This is a genomic window from Arthrobacter sp. FW306-04-A (assembly GCF_044358315.1).
GTDB lineage: Bacteria > Actinomycetota > Actinomycetes > Actinomycetales > Micrococcaceae > Arthrobacter.
Genome location: NZ_CP084559.1, coordinates 3,296,135 through 3,316,032, shown reverse-complemented (window position 1 = coordinate 3,316,032; position 19,898 = coordinate 3,296,135). Strand labels below are relative to the sequence as shown.

The 19,898-nt window shown below is 60.8% G+C and carries 26 protein-coding genes; 20 read left to right on the top strand and 6 right to left on the bottom strand.

Annotated elements, in window-relative coordinates; all coding sequences use genetic code 11:
* Positions 1-255: 255 nt before the first annotated feature.
* The 12 genes from rplN to map all read left to right on the top strand — a co-directional run bounded on the left by rplN (position 256) and on the right by map (position 7,491).
* Entirely contained in the window at positions 256-624 is a 369-nt protein-coding gene (gene rplN, locus LFT43_RS15335) for a 50S ribosomal protein L14 (protein WP_003803789.1), read from the top strand.
* Between the two features lie 3 nt (positions 625-627).
* Positions 628-990 carry a 50S ribosomal protein L24 gene (gene rplX, locus LFT43_RS15330; protein ID WP_395798167.1) on the top strand — a complete coding sequence of 121 codons (363 nt, stop codon included), beginning with the start codon at positions 628-630 and terminating at the stop codon, positions 988-990.
* Entirely contained in the window at positions 990-1,568 is a 579-nt protein-coding gene (rplE, locus tag LFT43_RS15325) for a 50S ribosomal protein L5 (protein WP_395798165.1), read from the top strand. Before rplX ends, rplE begins: the two co-directional genes overlap by 1 nt.
* 77 nt (positions 1,569-1,645) lie before the next feature.
* Positions 1,646-2,044, top strand: a complete 399-nt coding sequence (rpsH, locus tag LFT43_RS15320; protein ID WP_028265096.1) for a 30S ribosomal protein S8 — start codon at positions 1,646-1,648, stop codon at positions 2,042-2,044.
* Positions 2,045-2,062: 18 nt separating this feature from the next.
* The gene (rplF, locus tag LFT43_RS15315; protein WP_236812277.1) at positions 2,063-2,599 is read left to right on the top strand and encodes a 50S ribosomal protein L6; all 537 of its coding nucleotides are present in this window, start codon (positions 2,063-2,065) and stop codon (positions 2,597-2,599) included.
* Positions 2,600-2,602: 3 nt separating this feature from the next.
* Positions 2,603-2,986: a 50S ribosomal protein L18 gene (gene rplR, locus LFT43_RS15310; protein ID WP_265979331.1), complete on the top strand. Its 384-nt coding sequence runs from the start codon at positions 2,603-2,605 to the stop codon at positions 2,984-2,986.
* 29 nt (positions 2,987-3,015) lie between these two features.
* A complete protein-coding gene (gene rpsE, locus LFT43_RS15305) occupies positions 3,016-3,687 on the top strand; it encodes a 30S ribosomal protein S5 (protein ID WP_265979332.1) in 672 nt (223 codons plus the stop codon).
* A gap of 2 nt (positions 3,688-3,689) precedes the next feature.
* Positions 3,690-3,896, top strand: a complete 207-nt coding sequence (gene rpmD, locus LFT43_RS15300) for a 50S ribosomal protein L30 (RefSeq protein ID WP_059387371.1) — start codon at positions 3,690-3,692, stop codon at positions 3,894-3,896.
* On the top strand, positions 3,896-4,378 hold the full coding sequence (rplO, locus tag LFT43_RS15295) for a 50S ribosomal protein L15 (protein ID WP_184740612.1): 483 nt from the start codon (positions 3,896-3,898) through the stop codon (positions 4,376-4,378). Before rpmD ends, rplO begins: the two co-directional genes overlap by 1 nt.
* 186 nt (positions 4,379-4,564) lie before the next feature.
* On the top strand, positions 4,565-5,875 hold the full coding sequence (gene secY, locus LFT43_RS15290; protein WP_395798161.1) for a preprotein translocase subunit SecY: 1,311 nt from the start codon (positions 4,565-4,567) through the stop codon (positions 5,873-5,875).
* A gap of 5 nt (positions 5,876-5,880) precedes the next feature.
* Complete coding sequence (locus LFT43_RS15285) at positions 5,881-6,450, top strand: adenylate kinase (protein ID WP_395803121.1); 570 nt, start codon at positions 5,881-5,883, stop codon at positions 6,448-6,450.
* Between the two features lie 213 nt (positions 6,451-6,663).
* Positions 6,664-7,491 (top strand): type I methionyl aminopeptidase, encoded by an 828-nt coding sequence (gene map, locus LFT43_RS15280; RefSeq protein ID WP_395798159.1) that lies wholly within the window; start codon positions 6,664-6,666, stop codon positions 7,489-7,491.
* Between the two features lie 79 nt (positions 7,492-7,570).
* Here the strand turns inward: map and LFT43_RS15275 are convergent, their stop codons facing one another.
* The 3 genes from LFT43_RS15275 to LFT43_RS15265 form a co-directional block, all read right to left on the bottom strand.
* A complete protein-coding gene (locus LFT43_RS15275; protein WP_395798157.1) occupies positions 7,571-8,917 on the bottom strand; it encodes an ABC transporter substrate-binding protein in 1,347 nt (448 codons plus the stop codon).
* Positions 8,918-9,024: 107 nt separating this feature from the next.
* Positions 9,025-9,963: a carbohydrate ABC transporter permease gene (locus tag LFT43_RS15270; RefSeq protein ID WP_395798155.1), complete on the bottom strand. Its 939-nt coding sequence runs from the start codon at positions 9,961-9,963 to the stop codon at positions 9,025-9,027.
* Positions 9,960-10,910 (bottom strand): carbohydrate ABC transporter permease, encoded by a 951-nt coding sequence (locus LFT43_RS15265; RefSeq protein WP_395798153.1) that lies wholly within the window; start codon positions 10,908-10,910, stop codon positions 9,960-9,962. The genes LFT43_RS15270 and LFT43_RS15265 overlap by 4 nt, the downstream gene beginning before the upstream one ends.
* A gap of 233 nt (positions 10,911-11,143) precedes the next feature.
* On the opposite strand from LFT43_RS15265, the gene LFT43_RS15260 reads away from it, so the two are divergent.
* The 8 genes from LFT43_RS15260 to LFT43_RS15225 all read left to right on the top strand — a co-directional run bounded on the left by LFT43_RS15260 (position 11,144) and on the right by LFT43_RS15225 (position 16,490).
* A complete protein-coding gene (locus LFT43_RS15260; protein ID WP_395798151.1) occupies positions 11,144-12,094 on the top strand; it encodes a P1 family peptidase in 951 nt (316 codons plus the stop codon).
* Positions 12,095-12,350: 256 nt separating this feature from the next.
* Positions 12,351-12,572, top strand: a complete 222-nt coding sequence (gene infA / locus LFT43_RS15255) for a translation initiation factor IF-1 (RefSeq protein WP_009358723.1) — start codon at positions 12,351-12,353, stop codon at positions 12,570-12,572.
* A gap of 74 nt (positions 12,573-12,646) precedes the next feature.
* Positions 12,647-12,760, top strand: a complete 114-nt coding sequence (gene rpmJ, locus LFT43_RS15250; RefSeq protein WP_011775570.1) for a 50S ribosomal protein L36 — start codon at positions 12,647-12,649, stop codon at positions 12,758-12,760.
* Between the two features lie 191 nt (positions 12,761-12,951).
* The gene (rpsM, locus tag LFT43_RS15245; protein ID WP_011775569.1) at positions 12,952-13,329 is read left to right on the top strand and encodes a 30S ribosomal protein S13; all 378 of its coding nucleotides are present in this window, start codon (positions 12,952-12,954) and stop codon (positions 13,327-13,329) included.
* A gap of 46 nt (positions 13,330-13,375) precedes the next feature.
* A complete protein-coding gene (gene rpsK / locus LFT43_RS15240) occupies positions 13,376-13,777 on the top strand; it encodes a 30S ribosomal protein S11 (RefSeq protein ID WP_028265083.1) in 402 nt (133 codons plus the stop codon).
* Between the two features lie 143 nt (positions 13,778-13,920).
* Positions 13,921-14,931: a DNA-directed RNA polymerase subunit alpha gene (locus LFT43_RS15235; protein ID WP_011692778.1), complete on the top strand. Its 1,011-nt coding sequence runs from the start codon at positions 13,921-13,923 to the stop codon at positions 14,929-14,931.
* A gap of 66 nt (positions 14,932-14,997) precedes the next feature.
* Positions 14,998-15,567, top strand: coding sequence for a 50S ribosomal protein L17 (gene rplQ, locus LFT43_RS15230; protein ID WP_395798145.1), 570 nt, complete (start codon positions 14,998-15,000; stop codon positions 15,565-15,567).
* Between the two features lie 32 nt (positions 15,568-15,599).
* Positions 15,600-16,490: a tRNA pseudouridine synthase A gene (locus tag LFT43_RS15225; protein ID WP_395798143.1), complete on the top strand. Its 891-nt coding sequence runs from the start codon at positions 15,600-15,602 to the stop codon at positions 16,488-16,490.
* Between the two features lie 176 nt (positions 16,491-16,666).
* Here LFT43_RS15225 and LFT43_RS15220 read toward each other — a convergent pair whose 3' ends face one another.
* The 3 genes from LFT43_RS15220 to LFT43_RS15210 form a co-directional block, all read right to left on the bottom strand.
* A complete protein-coding gene (locus tag LFT43_RS15220) occupies positions 16,667-17,545 on the bottom strand; it encodes a type II secretion system F family protein (RefSeq protein WP_395798141.1) in 879 nt (292 codons plus the stop codon).
* Positions 17,546-17,556: 11 nt separating this feature from the next.
* Positions 17,557-18,252, bottom strand: coding sequence for a type II secretion system F family protein (locus LFT43_RS15215; RefSeq protein WP_395798139.1), 696 nt, complete (start codon positions 18,250-18,252; stop codon positions 17,557-17,559).
* A gap of 248 nt (positions 18,253-18,500) precedes the next feature.
* Entirely contained in the window at positions 18,501-19,823 is a 1,323-nt protein-coding gene (locus tag LFT43_RS15210; RefSeq protein ID WP_395803120.1) for a CpaF family protein, read from the bottom strand.
* Positions 19,824-19,898: the final 75 nt, after the last annotated feature.

The window sequence follows — 19,898 nt, the reverse complement described above, 5'->3', positions numbered from 1 at the left end:
CATAAAGCGTGCTAGGATATTGAGTTTGTATGGCGCCAGTTGTGCGTCGACAACTACCTCGTAAACAATCGTGCCGCGGCATACTGCCCCGCGCAGCTATTTCCGCAAGGGAAGCTGATGCTGGCGGCACGGGAGTTTAGGCTTGCTCTGGCAAAATCCAGGCAGGTCAAGAGACACCCCGATCATCCGTTCCGCAAGGCTCATTCCGTATGCTCCATTTCGGTCTGAGAACCGGCGCGACGCAAGGAGTAAAAATTGATTCAGCAGGAGTCGCGACTGAAGGTCGCCGACAACACGGGTGCTAAGGAAATCCTTACCATTCGCGTTCTCGGCGGATCCGGCCGTCGCTACGCAGGCATTGGCGACGTCATCGTCGCAACCGTCAAGGACGCTATCCCTGGCGGCAACGTAAAGAAGGGTGACGTCGTTAAGGCTGTCATCGTTCGTACCAAGAAGGAACGCCGCCGTGCGGATGGTTCCTACATCAAGTTTGACGAGAACGCAGCTGTGATTCTGAAGAACGACGGCGACCCCCGCGGTACCCGTATCTTCGGCCCGGTTGGTCGTGAGCTCCGTGACAAGAAGTTCATGAAGATCGTTTCGCTGGCTCCGGAGGTGCTGTAACCCATGGGTGCAAAGATCAAGAAGGGTGACCTGGTTCAGGTCATCACCGGCGCCAAGCAGGAACGTGGCGGCGACCGTGGGAAGCAGGGCAAGGTTCTGCGCGTGTTCACCGAGACCAACCGCGTCCTGGTAGAAGGCATCAACCGCGTCACCAAGCACACCAAGGTCGGTCAGTCGCAGCGCGGCACCAAGACTGGTGGGATCGAGGTCGTTGAGGCCCCGATTCACGTCTCCAACGTTGCTCTTGTTGACCCCTCGACCAAGAAGCCGACCCGCGTTGGTTTCCGCCTCGAGACCGTTGAGAAGGACGGCAACTCCAAGACCGTTCGTATCCGCGTGTCCAAGGCATCCGGGAAGGACATCTAATGACTGAGACTCTCGAGACTCCAGCGAAGATCGTTCCGCGTCTGAAGACGAAGTACGCCGATTCCATCAAGCAGACCCTGGTTGAGGAATTCGAGTACAAGAACGTGAACCAGGTTCCCCGCCTGGTGAAGGTTGTTGTGAACATGGGTGTTGGAGATGCCGCCAAGGACTCCAAACTGATCGACGGCGCTGTCCGCGACCTCACCCTGATCACCGGCCAGAAGCCGCAGGTAACCAAGGCCCGCAAGTCCATCGCCCAGTTCAAGCTGCGCGAAGGCATGCCCATCGGTGCACACGCAACTCTGCGTGGAGACCGCATGTGGGAATTCGTGGACCGCCTCGTGACCCTCGCACTGCCCCGTATCCGCGACTTCCGCGGCCTCAGCGGCAAGCAGTTCGACGGCAACGGCAACTACACCTTCGGTCTGACCGAGCAGGTTATGTTCCACGAGATCAACCAGGACTCCATCGACCGCGTACGCGGCATGGACATCACGGTTGTCACCACGGCAAAGACCGATGACGAAGGCCGCGCGCTGCTCAAGGCGCTTGGCTTCCCGTTCAAATCCGAAGACTAACAACTACGTAGTAGGTCCGGCCGCGGCTGCTTGATCAGCCAACGCGGAAACCATTACGAGGAAGGGCAAGAGCCCAAATGACTATGACAGATCCTGTCGCAGACATGCTTACGCGTCTGCGCAACGCCAACTCGGCATACCACGACACCGTGAGCATGCCTTACAGCAAGCTCAAGGCACGCGTTGCCGACATCCTGAAGGCAGAAGGCTACATCGCTGCATGGAAGGAAGAGGAAGCCGAAGTCGGCAAGAAGCTGACCATCGACCTCAAGTTCGGTCCGAACCGCGAGCGTTCGATTGCTGGTGTCCGCCGCATTTCCAAGCCTGGTCTCCGCGTTTACGCGAAGTCCACCAACCTGCCTCACGTGCTGGGTGGCCTGGGTATCGCAATCCTGTCCACCTCTTCCGGCCTCCTGACTGACAAGCAGGCCGGCAAGAAGGGCGTGGGCGGCGAAGTCCTCGCGTACGTCTGGTAACGGGAAAGGAAGAGAATAATGTCACGTATTGGACGTCTCCCCATCACCGTTCCTGCCGGCGTTGAAGTCAAGGTTGATGGCTCTGTCATCAACGTCAAGGGCACCAAAGGCGAGCTGAGCCACACTGTAGCCAGCCCGATCGAGGTCACCTTGGACGAGAGCACCTTGACTGTCACCCGCCCGAACGACGAGCGCACTTCGCGTTCCCTGCACGGCCTGACCCGCACCCTGATCGCCAACATGATCGAGGGCGTCACCAAGGGCTACGAGAAGAAGCTTGAAATCGTAGGCACTGGTTACCGTGTTCAGGCCAAGGGTTCTGACCTTGAGTTCGCTCTCGGCTTCAGCCACCCGGTCAATGTCTCCGCTCCGGAAGGCATCACCTTCACGGTGGAGGGGCCGACCAAGCTCTCCGTCGCTGGTATCTCCAAGCAGCAGGTCGGCGAGGTTGCTGCCAACATTCGCAAGCTGCGCAAGCCCGACCCCTACAAGGGCAAGGGTGTCCGTTACGCCGGCGAAGTTATCCGCCGCAAGGTCGGAAAGGCTGGTAAGTAAACCATGGCCATCGCAATTAACAAGAAGCGTACGAACAAGAGCAAGTCTGCTGCACGCAGCCGTCGCCAGCTTCGTATCCGCAAGCGCATCACCGGCACGGCTGTTCGTCCTCGTCTGGTCGTCAACCGCTCCGCACGCCACATCTTCGTCCAGGTTGTCGATGACAGCAAGGGTGTAACCGTGGCTTCCGCTTCCACGCTGGAAGCTGACCTTCGTGCACTCGATGGCGACAAGACTGCCAAGGCCAAGCGCGTCGGCGAGCTCGTTGCAGAGCGTGCCAAGGCTGCAGGCATTGAAGCTGTTGTCTTCGACCGCGGTGGTAACAAGTACCACGGCCGCATCGCCGCCGTCGCTGACGGTGCACGCGAAGGTGGGCTGGCACTGTGACCGTTGAGAATAACGAAAAGGACATTCAGGTGACTGAAGCTGCAGCTGCTGAGGCAACTGAGACCGCTGCTGCTACCGACGACCGCCGCGGCGGCCGTCGTGGCGAGCGTGGTGACCGTGGCCAGGGCCGCGGCGACCGTGGTGGCCGTGGTGGCCGCGACGGCGGTCGCGAGGCCGAGAAGAGCCAGTTCGTAGAGCGCGTTGTAACCATCAACCGTGTTGCCAAGGTCGTCAAGGGTGGTCGTCGCTTCAGCTTCACCGCCCTGGTGGTCGTCGGTGACGGTAACGGCATGGTTGGCGTTGGCTACGGCAAGGCCAAGGAAGTTCCGGCAGCTATCGCAAAGGGCGTTGAAGAGGCTAAGAAGTCCTTCTTCCGCGTTCCCCGCGTTGGCAGCAGCATCCCGCACCGCGTGCAGGGTGAGGCCGCAGCAGGCGTTGTCATGTTGCGTCCGGCTTCCCCGGGTACCGGTGTTATCGCCGGTGGTCCGGTCCGCGCGGTACTGGAATGCGTCGGTATCCACGACGTTCTCTCCAAGTCGCTCGGTTCCTCGAACGCCATCAACATCGTTCACGCGACTGTTGACGCCCTGAAGCGACTGGAAGAGCCCGCTTCCGTGGCAGCCCGCCGTGGCCTGCCGCTGGACGAGGTTGCTCCTCCTGCTCTGGTGCGCGCACTCCAGAACCAGAAGGCAGGTGTTTAGTCATGGCTAAGAACCTGACTCCCTCCGACGCTCAGTTGGAGATCACCCAGATCAAGGGCGTCATCGGCGCCAAGCAGAACCAGCGTGAAACCCTGCGGTCCCTCGGCCTCAAGCGCATTGGACACACTGTTGTCCGTACCGCTGATGCCGTGACTGTGGGAATGCTCAACACGGTTCCGCACCTCGTGAATGTAGAGGAGGCGAAGTAATGGCTGAGAACAAAACCGCCGCAGAGGCTGCCGACAAGCAGAACACTCTGAAGGTCCACCACCTGCGTCCCGCCCCGGGTGCCAAGACTGCCAAGACCCGTGTTGGTCGTGGTGAAGGCTCCAAGGGTAAGACCGCCGGTCGCGGTACCAAGGGTACGAAGGCGCGCTACCAGGTCAAGGCTGGCTTTGCCGGCGGCCAGTTGCCGCTGCACATGCGCCTGCCCAAGCTTCGCGGCTTCAAGAACCCGTTCCGGGTTGAGTTCCAGGTTGTAAACCTGGACAAGCTCAACGAGTTGTTCCCGGAAGGTGGCGTTGTCACCGTCGAGTCCCTGGTTGAGAAGGGTGCCGTTCGCAAGAACCAGCCCGTCAAGGTGCTGGGCACCGGCGACATCACCGTCAAGGTTGACGTCACCGCCCACGCTTTCTCTTCCAGCGCAGCTGAAAAGATTGCAGCAGCAGGCGGAACCACCACAGCCCTCTAAGGGCTCTGTGGGCACAGCCCGCTGTGAATCGACTCCCGGTGTGGGGGGCTTCGGCCCCTCGCGCCGGGAGTTTTTCGTGTGGTGCGACCCCCTCGATTGTTCGCATGGCGTATGAAGCCGTTAGACTCGGGTGTTGGGTTTCAATGACCCCTTCGACACCCTTGGACTTTTAACTCAGGAGGACGCTTGCTAACCGCATTCGGCCGGGCTTTTCGGACGCCTGATCTGCGACGCAAGTTGTTGTTCACGCTGGGAATCATCACAATCTTCCGCTTGGGCGCTTTTATACCCTCGCCTGGTGTGAGCTACCAAAATGTTCAGCAATGTTTGTCAAGCAATCAGGACCAGGGCGGCCTCTACCAGCTCGTCAACCTTTTCAGCGGCGGTGCACTGCTGCAGGTTTCGATCTTTGCCCTGGGGATCATGCCGTACATCACGGCCAGCATCATCGTGCAGTTGCTCCGCGTGGTCATTCCGCGGTTCCAGCAACTGTACGAAGAAGGTGCCTCGGGCCAGTCGAAGCTGACGCAGTACACGCGCTATCTGACGATCGCGCTGGGTCTGTTGAACGCCACCACCCTGGTGTCCCTCGCGCGCTCCGGGCAGCTGCTGCCCAACTGCCAGCTGCCGATCATCCCGGACACCAGCATCATCGCCACGATTCTTGTGGTCATCACGCTGACGGCCGGTACGGGCCTCATCATGTGGATGGGCGAACTGGTGACCGAGAAGGGCGTGGGCAACGGTATGTCCCTGCTCATCTTCACCTCCATCGCTGCCGGCTTCCCGACCTCCCTGGGTGCCATCTGGCGTTCCAAGGGCCCGGGCACCTTCTTCACGGTGTTGGCCATCGGCCTGGTGACCGTAGCGCTCGTGGTATTCGTTGAGCAGTCCCAGCGGCGCATTCCGGTCCAGTACGCCAAGCGTATGATCGGCCGGCGCACCGTGGGCGGCACCAGCACCTACATCCCCATCAAGGTGAACATGGCCGGCGTCGTGCCCGTCATCTTTGCTTCCTCCATGCTCTACCTGCCCGGACTGATTGCACAGTTCAATCGGCCCAAGGCAGGAGAGTCCCTGGCCCCATGGGTTGAGTGGGTCAACAACAACCTCACCCGTGGCGACCACCCCATCTACATGGCGCTGTATTTCCTCATGATTGTTTTCTTCACGTACTTCTATGTCGCGATCACCTTCAACCCTGAAGAGGTCTCGGACAACATGAAGAAGTATGGCGGGTTCATTCCGGGCATCCGGGCGGGTAAACCGACCGCGGACTACCTGCAGTACGTGCTTTCCAGAATCACCCTCCCTGGCGCCCTTTACCTGGGCTTCGTGGCGTTGATTCCGCTGGTTGCACTCGTCCTGATCAACGCCAACCAGAACTTCCCGTTCGGTGGCACGTCAATTTTGATCATGGTCGGTGTTGGCCTCGAAACCGTCAAGCAGATTGATGCGCAGCTACAACAACGTCACTACGAAGGGCTTTTGCGATGACGAGAATGCTGATCATTGGACCTCCAGGTTCGGGTAAGGGGACGCAGGCTGAGCGGATTTCCGAGCGCCTGGGCGTGGTCGCCATTTCCACGGGCGATATCTTCCGTGCAAACGTCAAGGGCGAAACCCCGCTGGGTATCGAAGCCAAGAAGTACATGGACGCCGGCGATTTCGTTCCGGACAGCGTGACCAACAAGATGGTCCGTGACCGCTTGAGCGAAGGCGACGTCGAAAACGGCTTCCTGCTTGACGGTTACCCACGCACCACCGCCCAGGTGGAATACCTGGACCAGATCCTTGCCGACACCGAAGAGAAGCTCGACGTCGTGCTTCAGCTGACGGCCGACGACGAGGAACTTGTTTCGCGCTTGCTGGGACGCGCCAAGGAGACCGGGCGCTCTGACGACAACGAAGCTGTCATCCGCCACCGCCTGGACCTCTACCACGAGCAGACGGAAGCTGTGGTGGCCAAGTACGCCGAACGTGGCATCCTGACCAAGGTTGACGGCATCGGCGGCATCGACGAGGTCACTGACCGCGTCTTGCTGGCCATCGAGGCGGCCAAGGCGGTTTAGTACCGCAAGATTTGATGAAAGGGTGTGTCCCGGCGTCGTGAGCGCGGGACACACCCTTTTCCGTTCCCCCTGTGCGGGACCAAAGCAGCGGTGCTTCCTGGATCGATCTCAGGGCCGGTTTCGAACTGGGTCGCTGATGCGGGAAAATAGGGGAGAGAGCAGGGGTGTTCTGGTTCTGCACCCACCCCAAGAAGCACACCACAAGAGGAGACCATGGCGTTCGGCCAGCCCCGCATCGAATACAAGACCAACGAGCAAATGCGCAAGATGCACGAGGCCGGATTGGTCCTCAGCAGCGCCCTCGACGCGGCCGTTGGGGCTGCGAAACCCGGTGTCACCACTCGGGAGATCGACGCCGTCTTTGCGGCGGTCCTGAGGGACGCTGGAGCCAAGTCGAACTTCCTTGGGTACCACGGCTTCCCTGCCACCATCTGCACCTCCGTCAACGAGGAAGTCGTCCACGGCATCCCCGGTGACCGTGTCCTAGAGGACGGGGACATCATTTCGATTGATGGCGGTGCAATTGTTGATGGTTGGCACTCCGACTCGGCAAGGACGGTGATAGTTGGCATCGCCGATCCCGAAGACCAGCGGCTCTCGGACGTCACCCAGGCCGCGATGTGGCGTGGAATCGCCGCGTTGGCCAAGGGCAAGTTCGTCGGCGACATCGGAAACGCCGTGGACGACTACGTCTCTTCTGTGCCAGGGAAACCGCTGGGCATCTTGGAAGACTACGTAGGACACGGTATCGGCTCCGAGATGCACATGGCCCCTGACGTCTTGAACTTTCGCACCACGCATCGAGGCCCCAAGATCCGGCCGGGATTGTGCCTCGCCATCGAACCCATGCTCGTCCGTGGCGGGATCGAAACCGCCACCCTCGACGACGATTGGACCGTGGTGACCACCGACGGCAAGCGTTCGTGCCAATGGGAGCACTCGGTAGCCGTCCACGAAAAGGGCATTTGGGTGCTTTCCGCCCCCGACGGCGGCGCAGAGCAGCTGGTGCCTCTCGGCGTCGTGCCCGTTCCTATTCCCTGACCTCCGATACGAAGAATCCCTGGCGACACCGGAATTCCGGTGTCGCCAGGGATCTTGTGTGTCGGAGGAAGTTATTGCCTTAGCTCTTGAGCTTGGGCTTCACGTCCTTGGTGTAGATTCCGTCGAGGGTTGCCTTAAGGTCCGTCATGGTCGCCTTCACGTCCCCCTGCTGGGTGAGGATCTTCGCGGCTGCCTTGGCCATCTCCTGATCGGCACCGGGTAGGAACACGCGGGCGTTGTCCTGCACCTTGGTGACAGCGAGCTGATCCATGGCCGTCTTGATCTGGGGAGTCTTGGCGAGGACTGCGGTCATGTCCGCGGAGACACGGGTGGGCATGTAGCCCGTTGCGGCGGAGAAGGCCGCGGTGTTTTCCGGTTCGGTCATGAATTTCAGGAAGGTGGCAGCGGCGAGCTGGACCTCCTTGCTGACGCCGCTGGGAATGCCGAGGCCGGCGCCGCCAGTGGGGCAGACGTTGGTCTCAGCCTTGGGTCCGCCCGGCATGAAGCCGACGCCGACGTTGAACTTGGCGGACTTCAGCACGCCCAGCAGGTCACCGGTGGAGGAGATCGTGGTGGACGTAATGCCCGCGGCGAAATCGTCCGCGGCGTTCTTGGAGGAGACTCCAGCCCACTTGTCCTTGTAGATCGAGTCCTGGGCCCACTGCAGGGCCGCGACGGACTCAGCGGAATCGCAGTTGAAGGTCCACCCATTGGACCAGCTACCGCCCCAGCCCCACAGGTTGTTCTGCAGCGTCCAGCCGGCGTATCCGGCGAGGGCCGGGTAGATGTACGCGTACTTCGCGCCCGAGCTCGCCTGGAGCTTGGGGGCCCAGTCGGCAAATTCCTGCCAGGTCTTAGGCGCCCGGTCCGGCAGGCCGGCGGCTTTGAAGTGGTCCTTGTTGTAGTAGAAGAGCGGGGTGGAGCGGCCGTAGGGGAGCGCCCACTGCTTGTTGGCGTACTGGTAGTCCGCTACGAGGGACTTCTGGAAGTCATCAATTTTGAAGTCCAACTGCTTGATGAGTCCGTCCAACGGAATGATGTTGCTGTTGGTGTAGTAGCGGAACCACCAGACGTCGGAGAGAACCACGAGGCCGGGGAGGGCTGACTTAGCAGCCTGCGACGTCTGGAACTTCTGGGCGATTTCCTCGTAGTTGGCGCCTGCCGTGACGAGATTCACCTTGATGTCCGGGAACTTCGCCTGGAATTTGTCGATGATGGATTGCTCGACGGTCTGGGATTGCCCGGGGTGGCTGGTCCAAAAGTCGAACGAACCGGCTGGCTTGACGCCCGTGAAGTCGATGTCTGAGGGTGCGCTGCTTGAAACGCTACCGCCTGTCGACGGACCGCCGCAGGCCGCCAGAGCTGCGGCGCCGACTCCAAGTCCGGCGAGCCCCAGGAAGTTTCTACGGTCAAGATTCATTGCCATGGTTGTCCTCTCAAGGATGCAAAGGTGGTGAGGTTTGGTTTGGATGCTGCGGCCAGGCCGCAGTACGGCCGGGGTGGGGGAAGGCCGCGGGTGACGGTGCGGTGTTGCTAGCCTGTGACGCTGCCCTGGGTTAGCCCGGCAACGATGTAGCGTTGCAACGCTGCGAAGACCAGGAGGATGGGGATGATCACCAGGACTGCCCCGGCCATCAAGATCCCCCAGCCGGCGCCGTTTCCTTCTGAATTCTGTAGCAGGGTCAGGCCGACCGGGAGGGTCATGGTTTCCGGCCGGTCCGTGATGATCAGCGGCCAGATGTAGTCGTTCCATTCGCTCACCACGGTGACGAGGGCTACGGTGGCGATGGAGGGAAGCGACACGGGGACGACGACTTGCCACAGCCTGCGCCAATGACCCGCACCGTCGATTTCTGCGGCTTCGAGGATGGACCCGGGAAGCGTCTTGAAATGCTGGCGAAGGAGGAAGGTTCCAAAGGCCGTGCCGAGGCCGGGAAGGATGATTCCCCACAGGGTGTTCTTGCCGCCCATCCCGGCAATCAAGATGTAGTTAGGGAGGATCGAGACCTGCGGCGGCACCATCAGGGCCACGAGGATCACGACGAAGATGACGTTCTTGAACGGGAACCGGACAAACACCAGGGCATAAGCCGTCAGGACCGCCAGGATCACCTTCACCGTGGAGCCCACGACGGTGACGATCAGGCTGTTCAGGAAGAACCGGGCGAACGGCACCGTGGTCATGGCAGTGTGGTAGTTCTCCAGGTTCAGGCCCTGCGGCAGGATTTTGAGATCCGTGGTGACGATCTCGCCGGGTTGCTTGAAGGAACTCAGCAACATCCACAACAGCGGCAGGACCACCACCAGGGTGGCCACGATCAGCGGGATATAACCTCCGGCCAGCGTCTGGACAAGGTTTGCTCGGGAGAACGGCCGGTCGCGCCGCACGGGGAGCTCCGGACCGCCGTCGGGAGCTTTCAGGGTCCCGACGCCGGTTGCGGGGTTGGGACTGACGGGAGAGAGCGTGCTCATGAGTAGTGCACCTTCCGTTCGACGAACCGCAGCTGGAGCACGGTGATGATGAGCAGGATGGCGAAGAGCACCACTGAGATGGCGGCGGAGTACCCGGCGCGGTTGTAGGCTCCGAAGGCCTGAAGATAGGCCTCGTAGATCAGCGTGCTGGTGCCGTTGCCCAGCGGCGTCATGATGCGGATCAGGTCGAAGGCCTGCAGCGAGCTGATCATCGTGGTGATCAGCAGGAAGAACGTGGTGGGCGAGAGCAGCGGAACGGAAATGCTCATGAAGCGGCGGAAGCCGTTGGCGCCATCCAGGGAAGCTGCCTCCATGACGTCCTTCGGGAGCGACTGGAGCCCTGCGAGGTACACGACGGCGCAGTAGCCCAGGTTCTTCCAGACGTAGACGATGATGACCATCACTAGGGAGAGCTGCGGATCGTTGATCCACTGGGGGCTTTGCTGGCCAATGCCCCGGAGCAACCAAGACAGCACGCCGTAACCGGGGTCGAAGATGAACAGCCACACGAGGCCAACACCTACGCCGCTGAGGACGTAGGGGGCAAAGACGGCAGAGCGCGCAAAGGTGGTGCCGCGTACCTTCGCGTTCAAGGCCAGGGCCACCAAGAGGCCCAGCACCATGGAACCGCCGACAGTGACCACGGTGAAGATGAGGGTGGTGCTGAGGACTTGCGGGGCGTCGGAGCTAGTGAAGAAGTTGATGTAGTTGTCGAAGCCCACAACGGTGGCCGACGTTGAGCCCAAGGTCCAGTCAAGGGTTGAGTAATACATGTTGTTGATCAAGGGCAGATACGTGAACACCGCGATCAGCGCCAAGTTCGGCAACGCCAGTGCCAGGAACACAAAGAAGTCGCGACGGGTTCGGCCGGACCAACGTCCCCGGCGCAGAGGGGCCGGGACAGTCTGCGCGGGGGCCGCGGGGCTGCCAGTCAGTTGTCTTGTCATTGGAAGTCTCTAACGGTTTGCAGATATTGGGGCACGCCAGACTCCGTGTTGGGTCAAGGGGCGGCTACTTTTACCTCATCACACGAGAACATCTGTCAAGTCAAAAAATCGGCCGCACGCCGGATTGTTGGACAAGCCTTCTGCCATCATTTACTCGATGTTTCGAGAAAAGTGGGGTCCTGTTTACATTCGAGGCACGACTACCGTTTGTGCCGGAGGAGCAGAATAGGCACATGACTCCCAAGATCACTGATGTGCCAGGAATACGGGTGGGACACGTCCAGCGGATCGGCGATGGCTGGCTGAGCGGGGTGACAGTGGTGCTTCCGCCGCCGGGGACGGTTGGATCCGTGGATGTGCGCGGCGGCGGTCCGGGCACGCACGAGACGGATGCGCTTGACCCCACCACCCTGGTGTCCACAGTCGATGCTGTAGTGCTCACGGGTGGGAGCGCCTTCGGGTTGATCACGGCCCACGGTGCCCAGCGATGGTGCGAAAAACAGGGACGGGGTTTCGCCGTGCCCGGGGGAGTGGTGCCGATCGTTCCCGCCGCGGCGATCTTCGACTTGGGTCGCGGTGGCGACTTCGCCGCCCGACCGGACGAAACCATGGGTTATGCAGCGGCCGCCGCGGCTGCAGCCTCAAGCGAGCACGCCGACGTCGGGCGCGGAAACGTCGGCGCCGGCACGGGAGCAGTGATTGGCCGCGGCGCGTTCAAAGGAGGAGTGGGCACGTCCTCCATCACCCTTGACAACGGAGTGGTGGTGGGCGCGCTCGCAGTGGTGAACGCGCTGGGGATGCCTTTTGGCACATCGCCCCGGCGGTCGGCGCACGGTGCCACAAATCCGGCGGAGCGCCCGGTACTGAACACCACACTTGTTGTCGTCGCTACCAATGCGGTCCTCGACCCCGCTGAATGCAAGCGCACAGCCAGTGCGGCACATGCCGGACTCGCCCGGGCCCTGAGTCCTTCCCATACCCTCGCCGACGGCGACACTGTGTTCGCGCTGGCGACGGGCGCCGTCGGGCTTGACCGCAGTTCGGAGCAAGCGAGGCAGGTCTCGCTCATTACTCTGCAAAGCGCCGCGGCAGACGCCGTGCGCCTGGCTGTTCTTGACGGCGTCGCATCCGCGGAAACCACGACGACGGCGGCAGGGACCTTCCCGTCCTACGGCGCGGTTTAGCGTGTTTAAGCGGATTCCGCGACCCGGGGAAGAGTGACACCGTGCCGGTGTCTGCGCTAGCATGGGCGGATTTAACATTCGCGCCGTATTGGCGTAGAGTTGTTTGTTGGTTGTCTGCGCAGCCACGCCCATTTAACAGGTCGCGAGTCCTGATTTGTGGACTGGCAGAAGCCGGACGGCCAAACAAACAAAAAACGTCCGCAGATTTTCCGGTGCCTAACCGGAGGACTGCGGCAAACAACAGTTAGCGGAGGATATGGCCAAGAAGGACGGGGTCATTGAGATCGAGGGCGTTGTGACTGAGGCGCTGCCCAATGCGATGTTTCGCGTTGAGCTCACCAACAAGCACATCGTTCTTGCACACATCTCGGGGAAGATGCGACAGCACTACATCAGGATTCTCCCTGAGGACCGCGTAGTGGTGGAGCTGAGCCCTTACGACCTCACACGTGGTCGCATCGTCTACCGCTACAAGTAATTGCTGGGCGGCAGCCTGGGGAAACCCGGGTATAGCCGCAACAGCTGACCAACTGCAACACGCAAAGGAACGCCATGAAGGTCAAGCCGAGCGTTAAGCAGATCTGCGACAAGTGCAAAGTGATCCGCCGTAATGGCCGGGTCATGGTGATCTGCGAGAACCCGCGCCACAAGCAGCGCCAGGGCTAATTCCCCACAAGGGAACTAGCGCCCGCGAGGGCAACCTGGGTTGCTAACCCACGCAAGTAAATAAAGGCAGCACAAGCTGAATTGGGACGTACAGAGCCCGGACAGCTAACCCCCGGTCGGAGGCTGGGGCCGCACTGAAAGTGCGGGTGTACTGCCTACGACCTCCGGTTTATTCAAGGAGTACTGCCACTATGGCTCGTCTCGCTGGCGTAGACATTCCCCGCGAAAAGCGGTTGGAAATTGCGCTCACTTACATCTACGGCGTGGGCAAGACCCGTGCACACGAAACCCTGGCTGCCACCGGCATCAGCGCTGACGTTCGCGTCAAGGACCTGACTGACGCCGAGCTGGTCCAGCTGCGTGACTACATTGAAGGCAACTACAAGGTTGAGGGTGACCTTCGCCGCGAAGTAGCAGCAGATATCCGCCGCAAGGTTGAGATCGGCAGCTACGAAGGCCTGCGTCACCGCAAGGGCCTGCCCGTACGCGGTCAGCGTACGAAGACCAACGCTCGTACCCGCAAGGGCCCGAAGCGTACCGTCGCCGGCAAGAAGAAGGCCGGCCGCTAAAAATAGCAGCTGACTTTCCCCCAATAAACTTTCTGTAGGAGAAATAATGCCCCCGAAGACTCGTGGCGCGGTTCGCAAGCCGCGCAAGAAGGACAAGAAGAATATCGCGCTTGGCCAGGCGCACATCAAGAGCACCTTTAACAACACCATCGTGTCCATCACGGACCCGAACGGTGCTGTAATCTCCTGGGCTTCCGCCGGTGAGGTTGGATTCAAGGGCTCCCGTAAGTCCACCCCGTTCGCCGCCCAGATGGCTGCTGAGGCTGCTGCAAAGCGCGCCCAGGAGCACGGTCTGCGCAAGGTCGACGTTTTCGTCAAGGGACCGGGATCCGGACGCGAGACCGCAATCCGTTCGCTGCAGGCCGCTGGCCTCGAGGTTGGCTCCATCCAGGACGTCACCCCCAGCGCCCACAACGGTTGCCGCCCGCCGAAGCGCCGCCGCGTCTAATTGGCTTCTTGGCCTTTGCCGGTCGGGTCCGCTGCGGAACAGTCTGACTGTTCCGCAGCGTCCGGCCGGCACAGCCGGAACCAAGCCGATTTCCACCACCTGTGTTGCGTCATATAGCGGATGCTCGCCGAAAGGAAACCTAAGTGCTCATTGCACAGCGCCCCACTCTGTCTGAAGAAGTAGTCTCCGAGAACCGCTCGCGTTTCATCATTGAACCGCTGGAACCGGGCTTCGGCTACACCCTCGGAAACTCCCTCCGCCGTACCCTGCTCTCTTCCATCCCCGGTGCCGCTGTAACCAGCATCCGGATCGATGGCGTGCTGCACGAGTTCACGACGGTTCCGGGTGTCAAGGAAGATGTCACTGAGATCATCCTGAACATCAAGAACCTCTCCGTGTCCTCCGAGCACGACGAGCCTGTTGTTGCATACCTGCGCAAGCAGGGCCCCGGAGTCGTCACCGCCGCGGACATCGCTCCGCCGGCCGGCGTCGAATTCCACAACCCGGATCTGCACATTGCCACGCTGAACTCGAAGGGCAAGTTCGAACTCGAACTGACCATCGAACGCGGCCGCGGCTACGTTTCGGCAGCTCAGAACAAGTCCGGCGACTCCGAGATCGGCCGTATTCCGGTCGACTCGATCTACTCGCCGGTGCTGAAGGTGACTTTCCGCGTGGAAGCCACCCGTGTTGAGCAGCGCACTGACTTCGACAAGCTGATTGTCGACGTCGAGACCAAGCAGGCTATCGCCCCGCGCGACGCCGTTGCCTCGGCAGGCACCACCCTGGTGGAGCTGTTCGGTCTGGCTCGCGAGCTGAACACCGCAGCTGAAGGTATCGAGATTGGCCCGTCGCCGACGGATGCTGCCTTGGCAGCTGACATGGCACTGCCGATCGAGGATCTGGACCTCACCGTCCGTTCCTACAACTGCCTCAAGCGTGAGGGCATCCACACTGTGGGTGAACTCGTTGCCCGCTCCGAGGCTGACCTGATGGACATCCGTAACTTCGGTGCGAAGTCCATTGATGAGGTCAAGGCAAAGCTGGTTGAACTGGGCCTGTCCCTCAAGGACTCGCCTCCCGGTTTCGACCTGGCAGCCCGCGCCGCAGCCATCGAAGAGGACGACGCCGCGTTTAGCGACGACGAGCTCTAACAAGCAGACCTTGGCCACCGAGTCCACGTTCGGACCCGGTCGGCCTTCATTACAGGAGAAATTACTATGCCTACCCCCACTAAGGGTCCGCGCCTCGGAGGCGGTCCGGCTCACGAGCGCCTGATGCTCGCGAACCTGGCAGCAGCGCTGTTCGAGCACAAGCGCATCACCACGACGGTCACCAAGGCCAAGCGCCTGAAGCCGTACGCAGAGCGCCTTGTGACCTTCGCCAAGCGCGGCGACCTGTCCTCCCGCCGTCGCGTGCTCGGCCTGATCAGCGACAAGGGCATCGTCCACGAGCTGTTCACCGACATCGCCGGCGCCGTTGCCAACCGCGATGGTGGCTACACCCGCATCACAAAGATCGGCAACCGCAAGGGCGACAACGCTCCCATGGCTGTCATCGAGCTGGTTCTTGAGCCGGTTTCCCCGAAGCAGGCTGTAGTTGCCGAGGCAACTGCCGCTGCCAAGCGCGACGCTGAGAAGGCTGCTCCGGTTGCCGAAGAAGCTGCTCCGGTTGCCGAGGAAGAGGTTGTTGAGACCGAAACCGCCGAGACTGAAGCCGTCGAGACTGAGGCTCCTGAAGCTGAAGCTGCTGAAACCGAGGAGGCTCCGGCCGCTGAGGAAAAGAAGTAATTCACTGAATTCTTCACAGTAGACTTAAGTCTATGAACGATCGAAAACCCGCTGCCCCCGTTTTGGGGGGCGGCGGGTTTTTGCGTGTCCGGATGGATCTTTCGTACGACGGCGGCCCTTTCAATGGTTGGGCCCTGCAGCCCGGTCTACGGACGGTGCAGGGTTCACTCGAAGAGGGGCTGGCGTTGATCGTGCGGCGTCCCGTGCGGGTCACCGTGGCCGGCCGCACCGACGCCGGTGTGCATGCACGGGGACAAGTGGTGCACATCGATCTGTCCGAGGCCGAGTGGAGCGGGCTACCGAGGGGTCACGAGATTGACCCCGCCGCTGCGCTGCTCCGGAGGCTTCGTGGAGCCTTGAGTCGCGTCCTGCAGGATGAGACCGGCGCCATTGAAGTGCACGACGTCGGACTCGCGCCTGAGGGCTTTGACGCCCGGTTCTCGGCATTGTGGCGCCGTTACAGCTACCGGATTGCCGATGGTCCTGAACATTGGGACCCTGTCCTGCGAAGGCTGACCTTGTGGCACAAGTCAGCGTTGGACGAGGGTGCCATGAATGAGGGCGCAGCGGCGCTGTTGGGGCTCCGGGACTTCCGGGCATACTGCAAGCCCCGCGAGGGAGCCACTACTATCCGGGAATTGCAGCGGCTTGAGTTCGTGCGTGGCAGCGACGGCGTGCTGGTTGCCAACGTCCAGGCCGATGCTTTTTGCCACAACATGGTACGTGCCTTGGTCGGGTCGGCGTTGCGCGTGGGGGAGGGCCTGGAAAGTCCGGTGTGGCTGCATGAGCGCTTGCTCGCGGGGGTCAGGGACGCCAAGTCGGTCCTGGCCGCTCCACACCCCTTGGTGCTTGAGGAAGTGGCTTACCCTTCCGACGACGAACTGTTTGCGCGGGCTGAGCTGACCCGGGCCCGGCGGGAGTAGTAGGCCTTCTGTCCCAGATGAGGCCCTGACGTTGGACGACCCCCTCCCGGCTCTGGGTACCGGTGAGGGGGCCTGAGACCACCCGCGGTTCTGGGTATCGCGGGTGGCCAGCTTGAAGGCGCCCCAGATGCGCCCGGTTCGGGTTCGGAGACGCCTACGGCACTCCGAGGGCCGTCCTAGGTAAACGCCGCGATGATGTTGATGGCTGCGGGGCCCAGCAGGACGATGAACAACACCGGGAAGATGCAGAAGATGAGCGGGAAAAGCACCTTTACGGGAAGCTTCATAGCCTTTTCCTCGGCCCGCTGGCGACGCTTGACCCGCGCTTGCTTCGCTTGCGTCCGGAGTATTTTCGCGATGCCAATTCCGTACTTGTCTGCTTGAATGACAGCCCTGACAAAGCTTCGGACGTCTGGAACTGTGGTTCTGGTGGCGAGCGCTTCGTAGGATTCCTGCCGGGGGCGTCCTACTTGGATGTCCTGGAGTGTCCGAGTGAGTTCCTGAGCCAGGGGGCCGTTCCCGTTGGTCCCGGCCCTTGCCATGGCCGATTCGAACCCAAGTCCCGCCTCAACCGCGATCAGCATCTGATCCAGGGTATTCGGGAGCTCCAACTCGATCGCTTGTTGACGCTTGATCCCCTTGTTGTAGATCAGCAGGTCCGGAGCGAAGTAGAGAAAGACCGTCAAGAAGATTGCAAGGCCGAGGTTTGTTGACGACGGTGAGTTGCTGAATAGAAGAAGACCGACCAAGGCTCCAGACACCGATGCGATCGGTTTCGAGATGATCAATTTCTCGAGCGGCATGGACTGGGGGCGTCCCGCCATCGCAAGCCAACGGTCGAGTTTCGCTTCATAGCTTCGGGGGGTCACCCGCTTCGACACCCCCAATAGCAAGGACGTGCGCTGAACGTCGGAACCGCCGGCTCGGACCAGGCCGGTTCCGAGATTGGTTTGGACAGCCAAGGCGCCTTTTCTGTCCAAAGTGACAAGGACCCACGTGAAGTAGGCCAAAGGCAGCACAATCGCCGCAATGATTAGCCAGGCTATGGGAGTCATGGCAGTTCTCCTTAGAACTTAATCTTGATGACGCGGCTCATCCAGAAACCGCCGACGATGAAGAGCAGGCAACTCACTGCAAGCATGACCATTCCAATCGGATTCTTGAAGAACACCTCGAGGTATCCGGGGTTGACCACCCTCATGAAGAGTCCGACGCCGACGGGAAGGGCCATCAGGATGTAGGCTGACATCTTTCCCTCGGCGCTTAGGGAACGAACATGTCCCTTGATTTCACTTCGCTCGCGAATGGTTGACGCCACCTGCTCGAGAACCTCGGCCAAATCGCCGCCGACTTCACGGTTGATCTGGATCGCCTGACCGATCCACCGGAAATCCTCGCTCTGCATACGGTCAGCGCACTCATCCAAGGCCTGGCGCGCATCCATGCCGATGCGCGTTTCGTTCACGATCCGGTTGAATTCTTCTGAGCTCGGAGCCTCAGCCTCCAGTGCGGCGGCTTCTATGGAGCGCATCACACTGTGTCCGGCGCGCAGCCCACCGATAAGCATTTGGATGGAATCGGTCAGTTGACCGTCGAAATTCCCGCGCCGTTTGTCGGTAAGCATTCCCAACACAATTCTTGCCAGGAACGGAGTCGCCACGGCAGCAACAACCCCGATGAACCAATTGACGGTCAGGGTTCCAAGAACGCCTGCGACGAACGCACTTGCTCCGACGAGCACCGTGAAATCTGCAGGGGTCATTTTCACGCCTGCGTTGTACAGTACCGCGCGGTTGTACGGGCCCCCCGATTCGCCAAGAACCCCAGCTACGGCGTCGGCTGTGGACTGGGAAACTTTGCTGATGGCAGATTGTTCAACCTGGCGGCCCAAACGCCGGCGATTGAGCGGAAGAGAACCATAGTGTGGTTTGAATGCAACAAATAACAACACGAGGAGAGACGCGAGACAAAGAATAAGGCCAACCGCTGGAACTATCGGGGAGGTCATATCTACCGCCTCCCGAGCGGCAAGGCTTCTACGCCAAAAACCGCGGGAGACACTGCGATACCTAGTTCGGCAAATCGATCAAGGAACCGCGGACGTATTCCTGTTGGAATCGGCTTGCCGAGGAAACGCCCGTGTTGGTCGATCCCCGCTGAATAGTCGAACAAGAAGGTATCCTGCAACGTCACGATGTCCCCCTCCATGCCCTGCACCTCGGTGACGTGGGTTACCCGGCGGCTTCCGTCACGCAAACGCGTGACTTGGACTAGGAGGTCCACCGCGGAGGATACTTGCTCGCGGATGGCACGAAGCGGAAGATCCATTCCTGCCATGAGTACGAGCGTCTCCAGGCGCGCAATCGCGTCGCGTGGTGAATTCGCGTGCACGGTTGAAAGCGACCCGTCGTGACCAGTGTTCATGGCCTGCAGCATGTCCAGGGACTCACCGCCACGCACCTCGCCCACAATGATTCGATCTGGCCTCATACGGAGGGAATTGCGAACGAGTTCCCGTATGCCGATGGCACCCTTACCTTCGATGTTCGGAGGGCGGCTTTCCAAACGAACCACGTGCTGCTGCTGTAGCTGAAGTTCCACGGCATCTTCGATGGTCACGATGCGGTCTTCCTCAGGTATGAACGACGACAGAACGTTGAGCAAGGTTGTCTTGCCGGTGCCGGTTCCTCCCGAGACGATGATGTTCAAGCGCGCACGAACGCATGCGCTCAGCAGTTCCGCGATTTCAGGAGTGAGCGAACCCCACTCAATGAGGTTCTGTACCGTGAGAGGTACATGACTGAATTTCCTGATGGTGAGGGATGGCCCGTTCACCGCGAGCGGAGGAATGATCGCGTTGACACGGGAGCCGTCCTCCAGCCTCGCGTCCACGAGCGGGGACGATTCATCGATGCGACGACCCACACGGGAGACGATTCGTTCAATGACTTTCCTAAGATGATCGTCTGAACTGAACTGTGCTCCCGTCAAGGTGATGTGGCCAAGGCGTTCGATGTAGATCTGGTCAAATCGATTGACCATAATCTCGGTGACTGAGGGATCCTCAAGCAGGCGCTGAAGGGGTCCGTAACCCATTACCTCGTCGGCGATCTCCCGAATAAGGCGTCTACGTTCCTCAGGGGAGAGGGGAACCTGCTCCTGGTCGATGACGGCCGACAGCTCATCGATGGCCGTGGCGCGCAGCTCTTCTTCTGTCGAGGAAGTATCGCCAAACCGGGTTCCCATGCGTTCAAACAGGGCCTGGGCTGCACGCTGTTTGAGCCCGGCGAGCGCGTCGACCACTGGAGTTTCATGATTTCCGCCGAGGAACATGGGCGAGGTAGCCCGAGCCACCGGAGTCAGCGGTTGGGCCGCCACGCCGATCGCAGAAACTGCAGTCGATAGTGG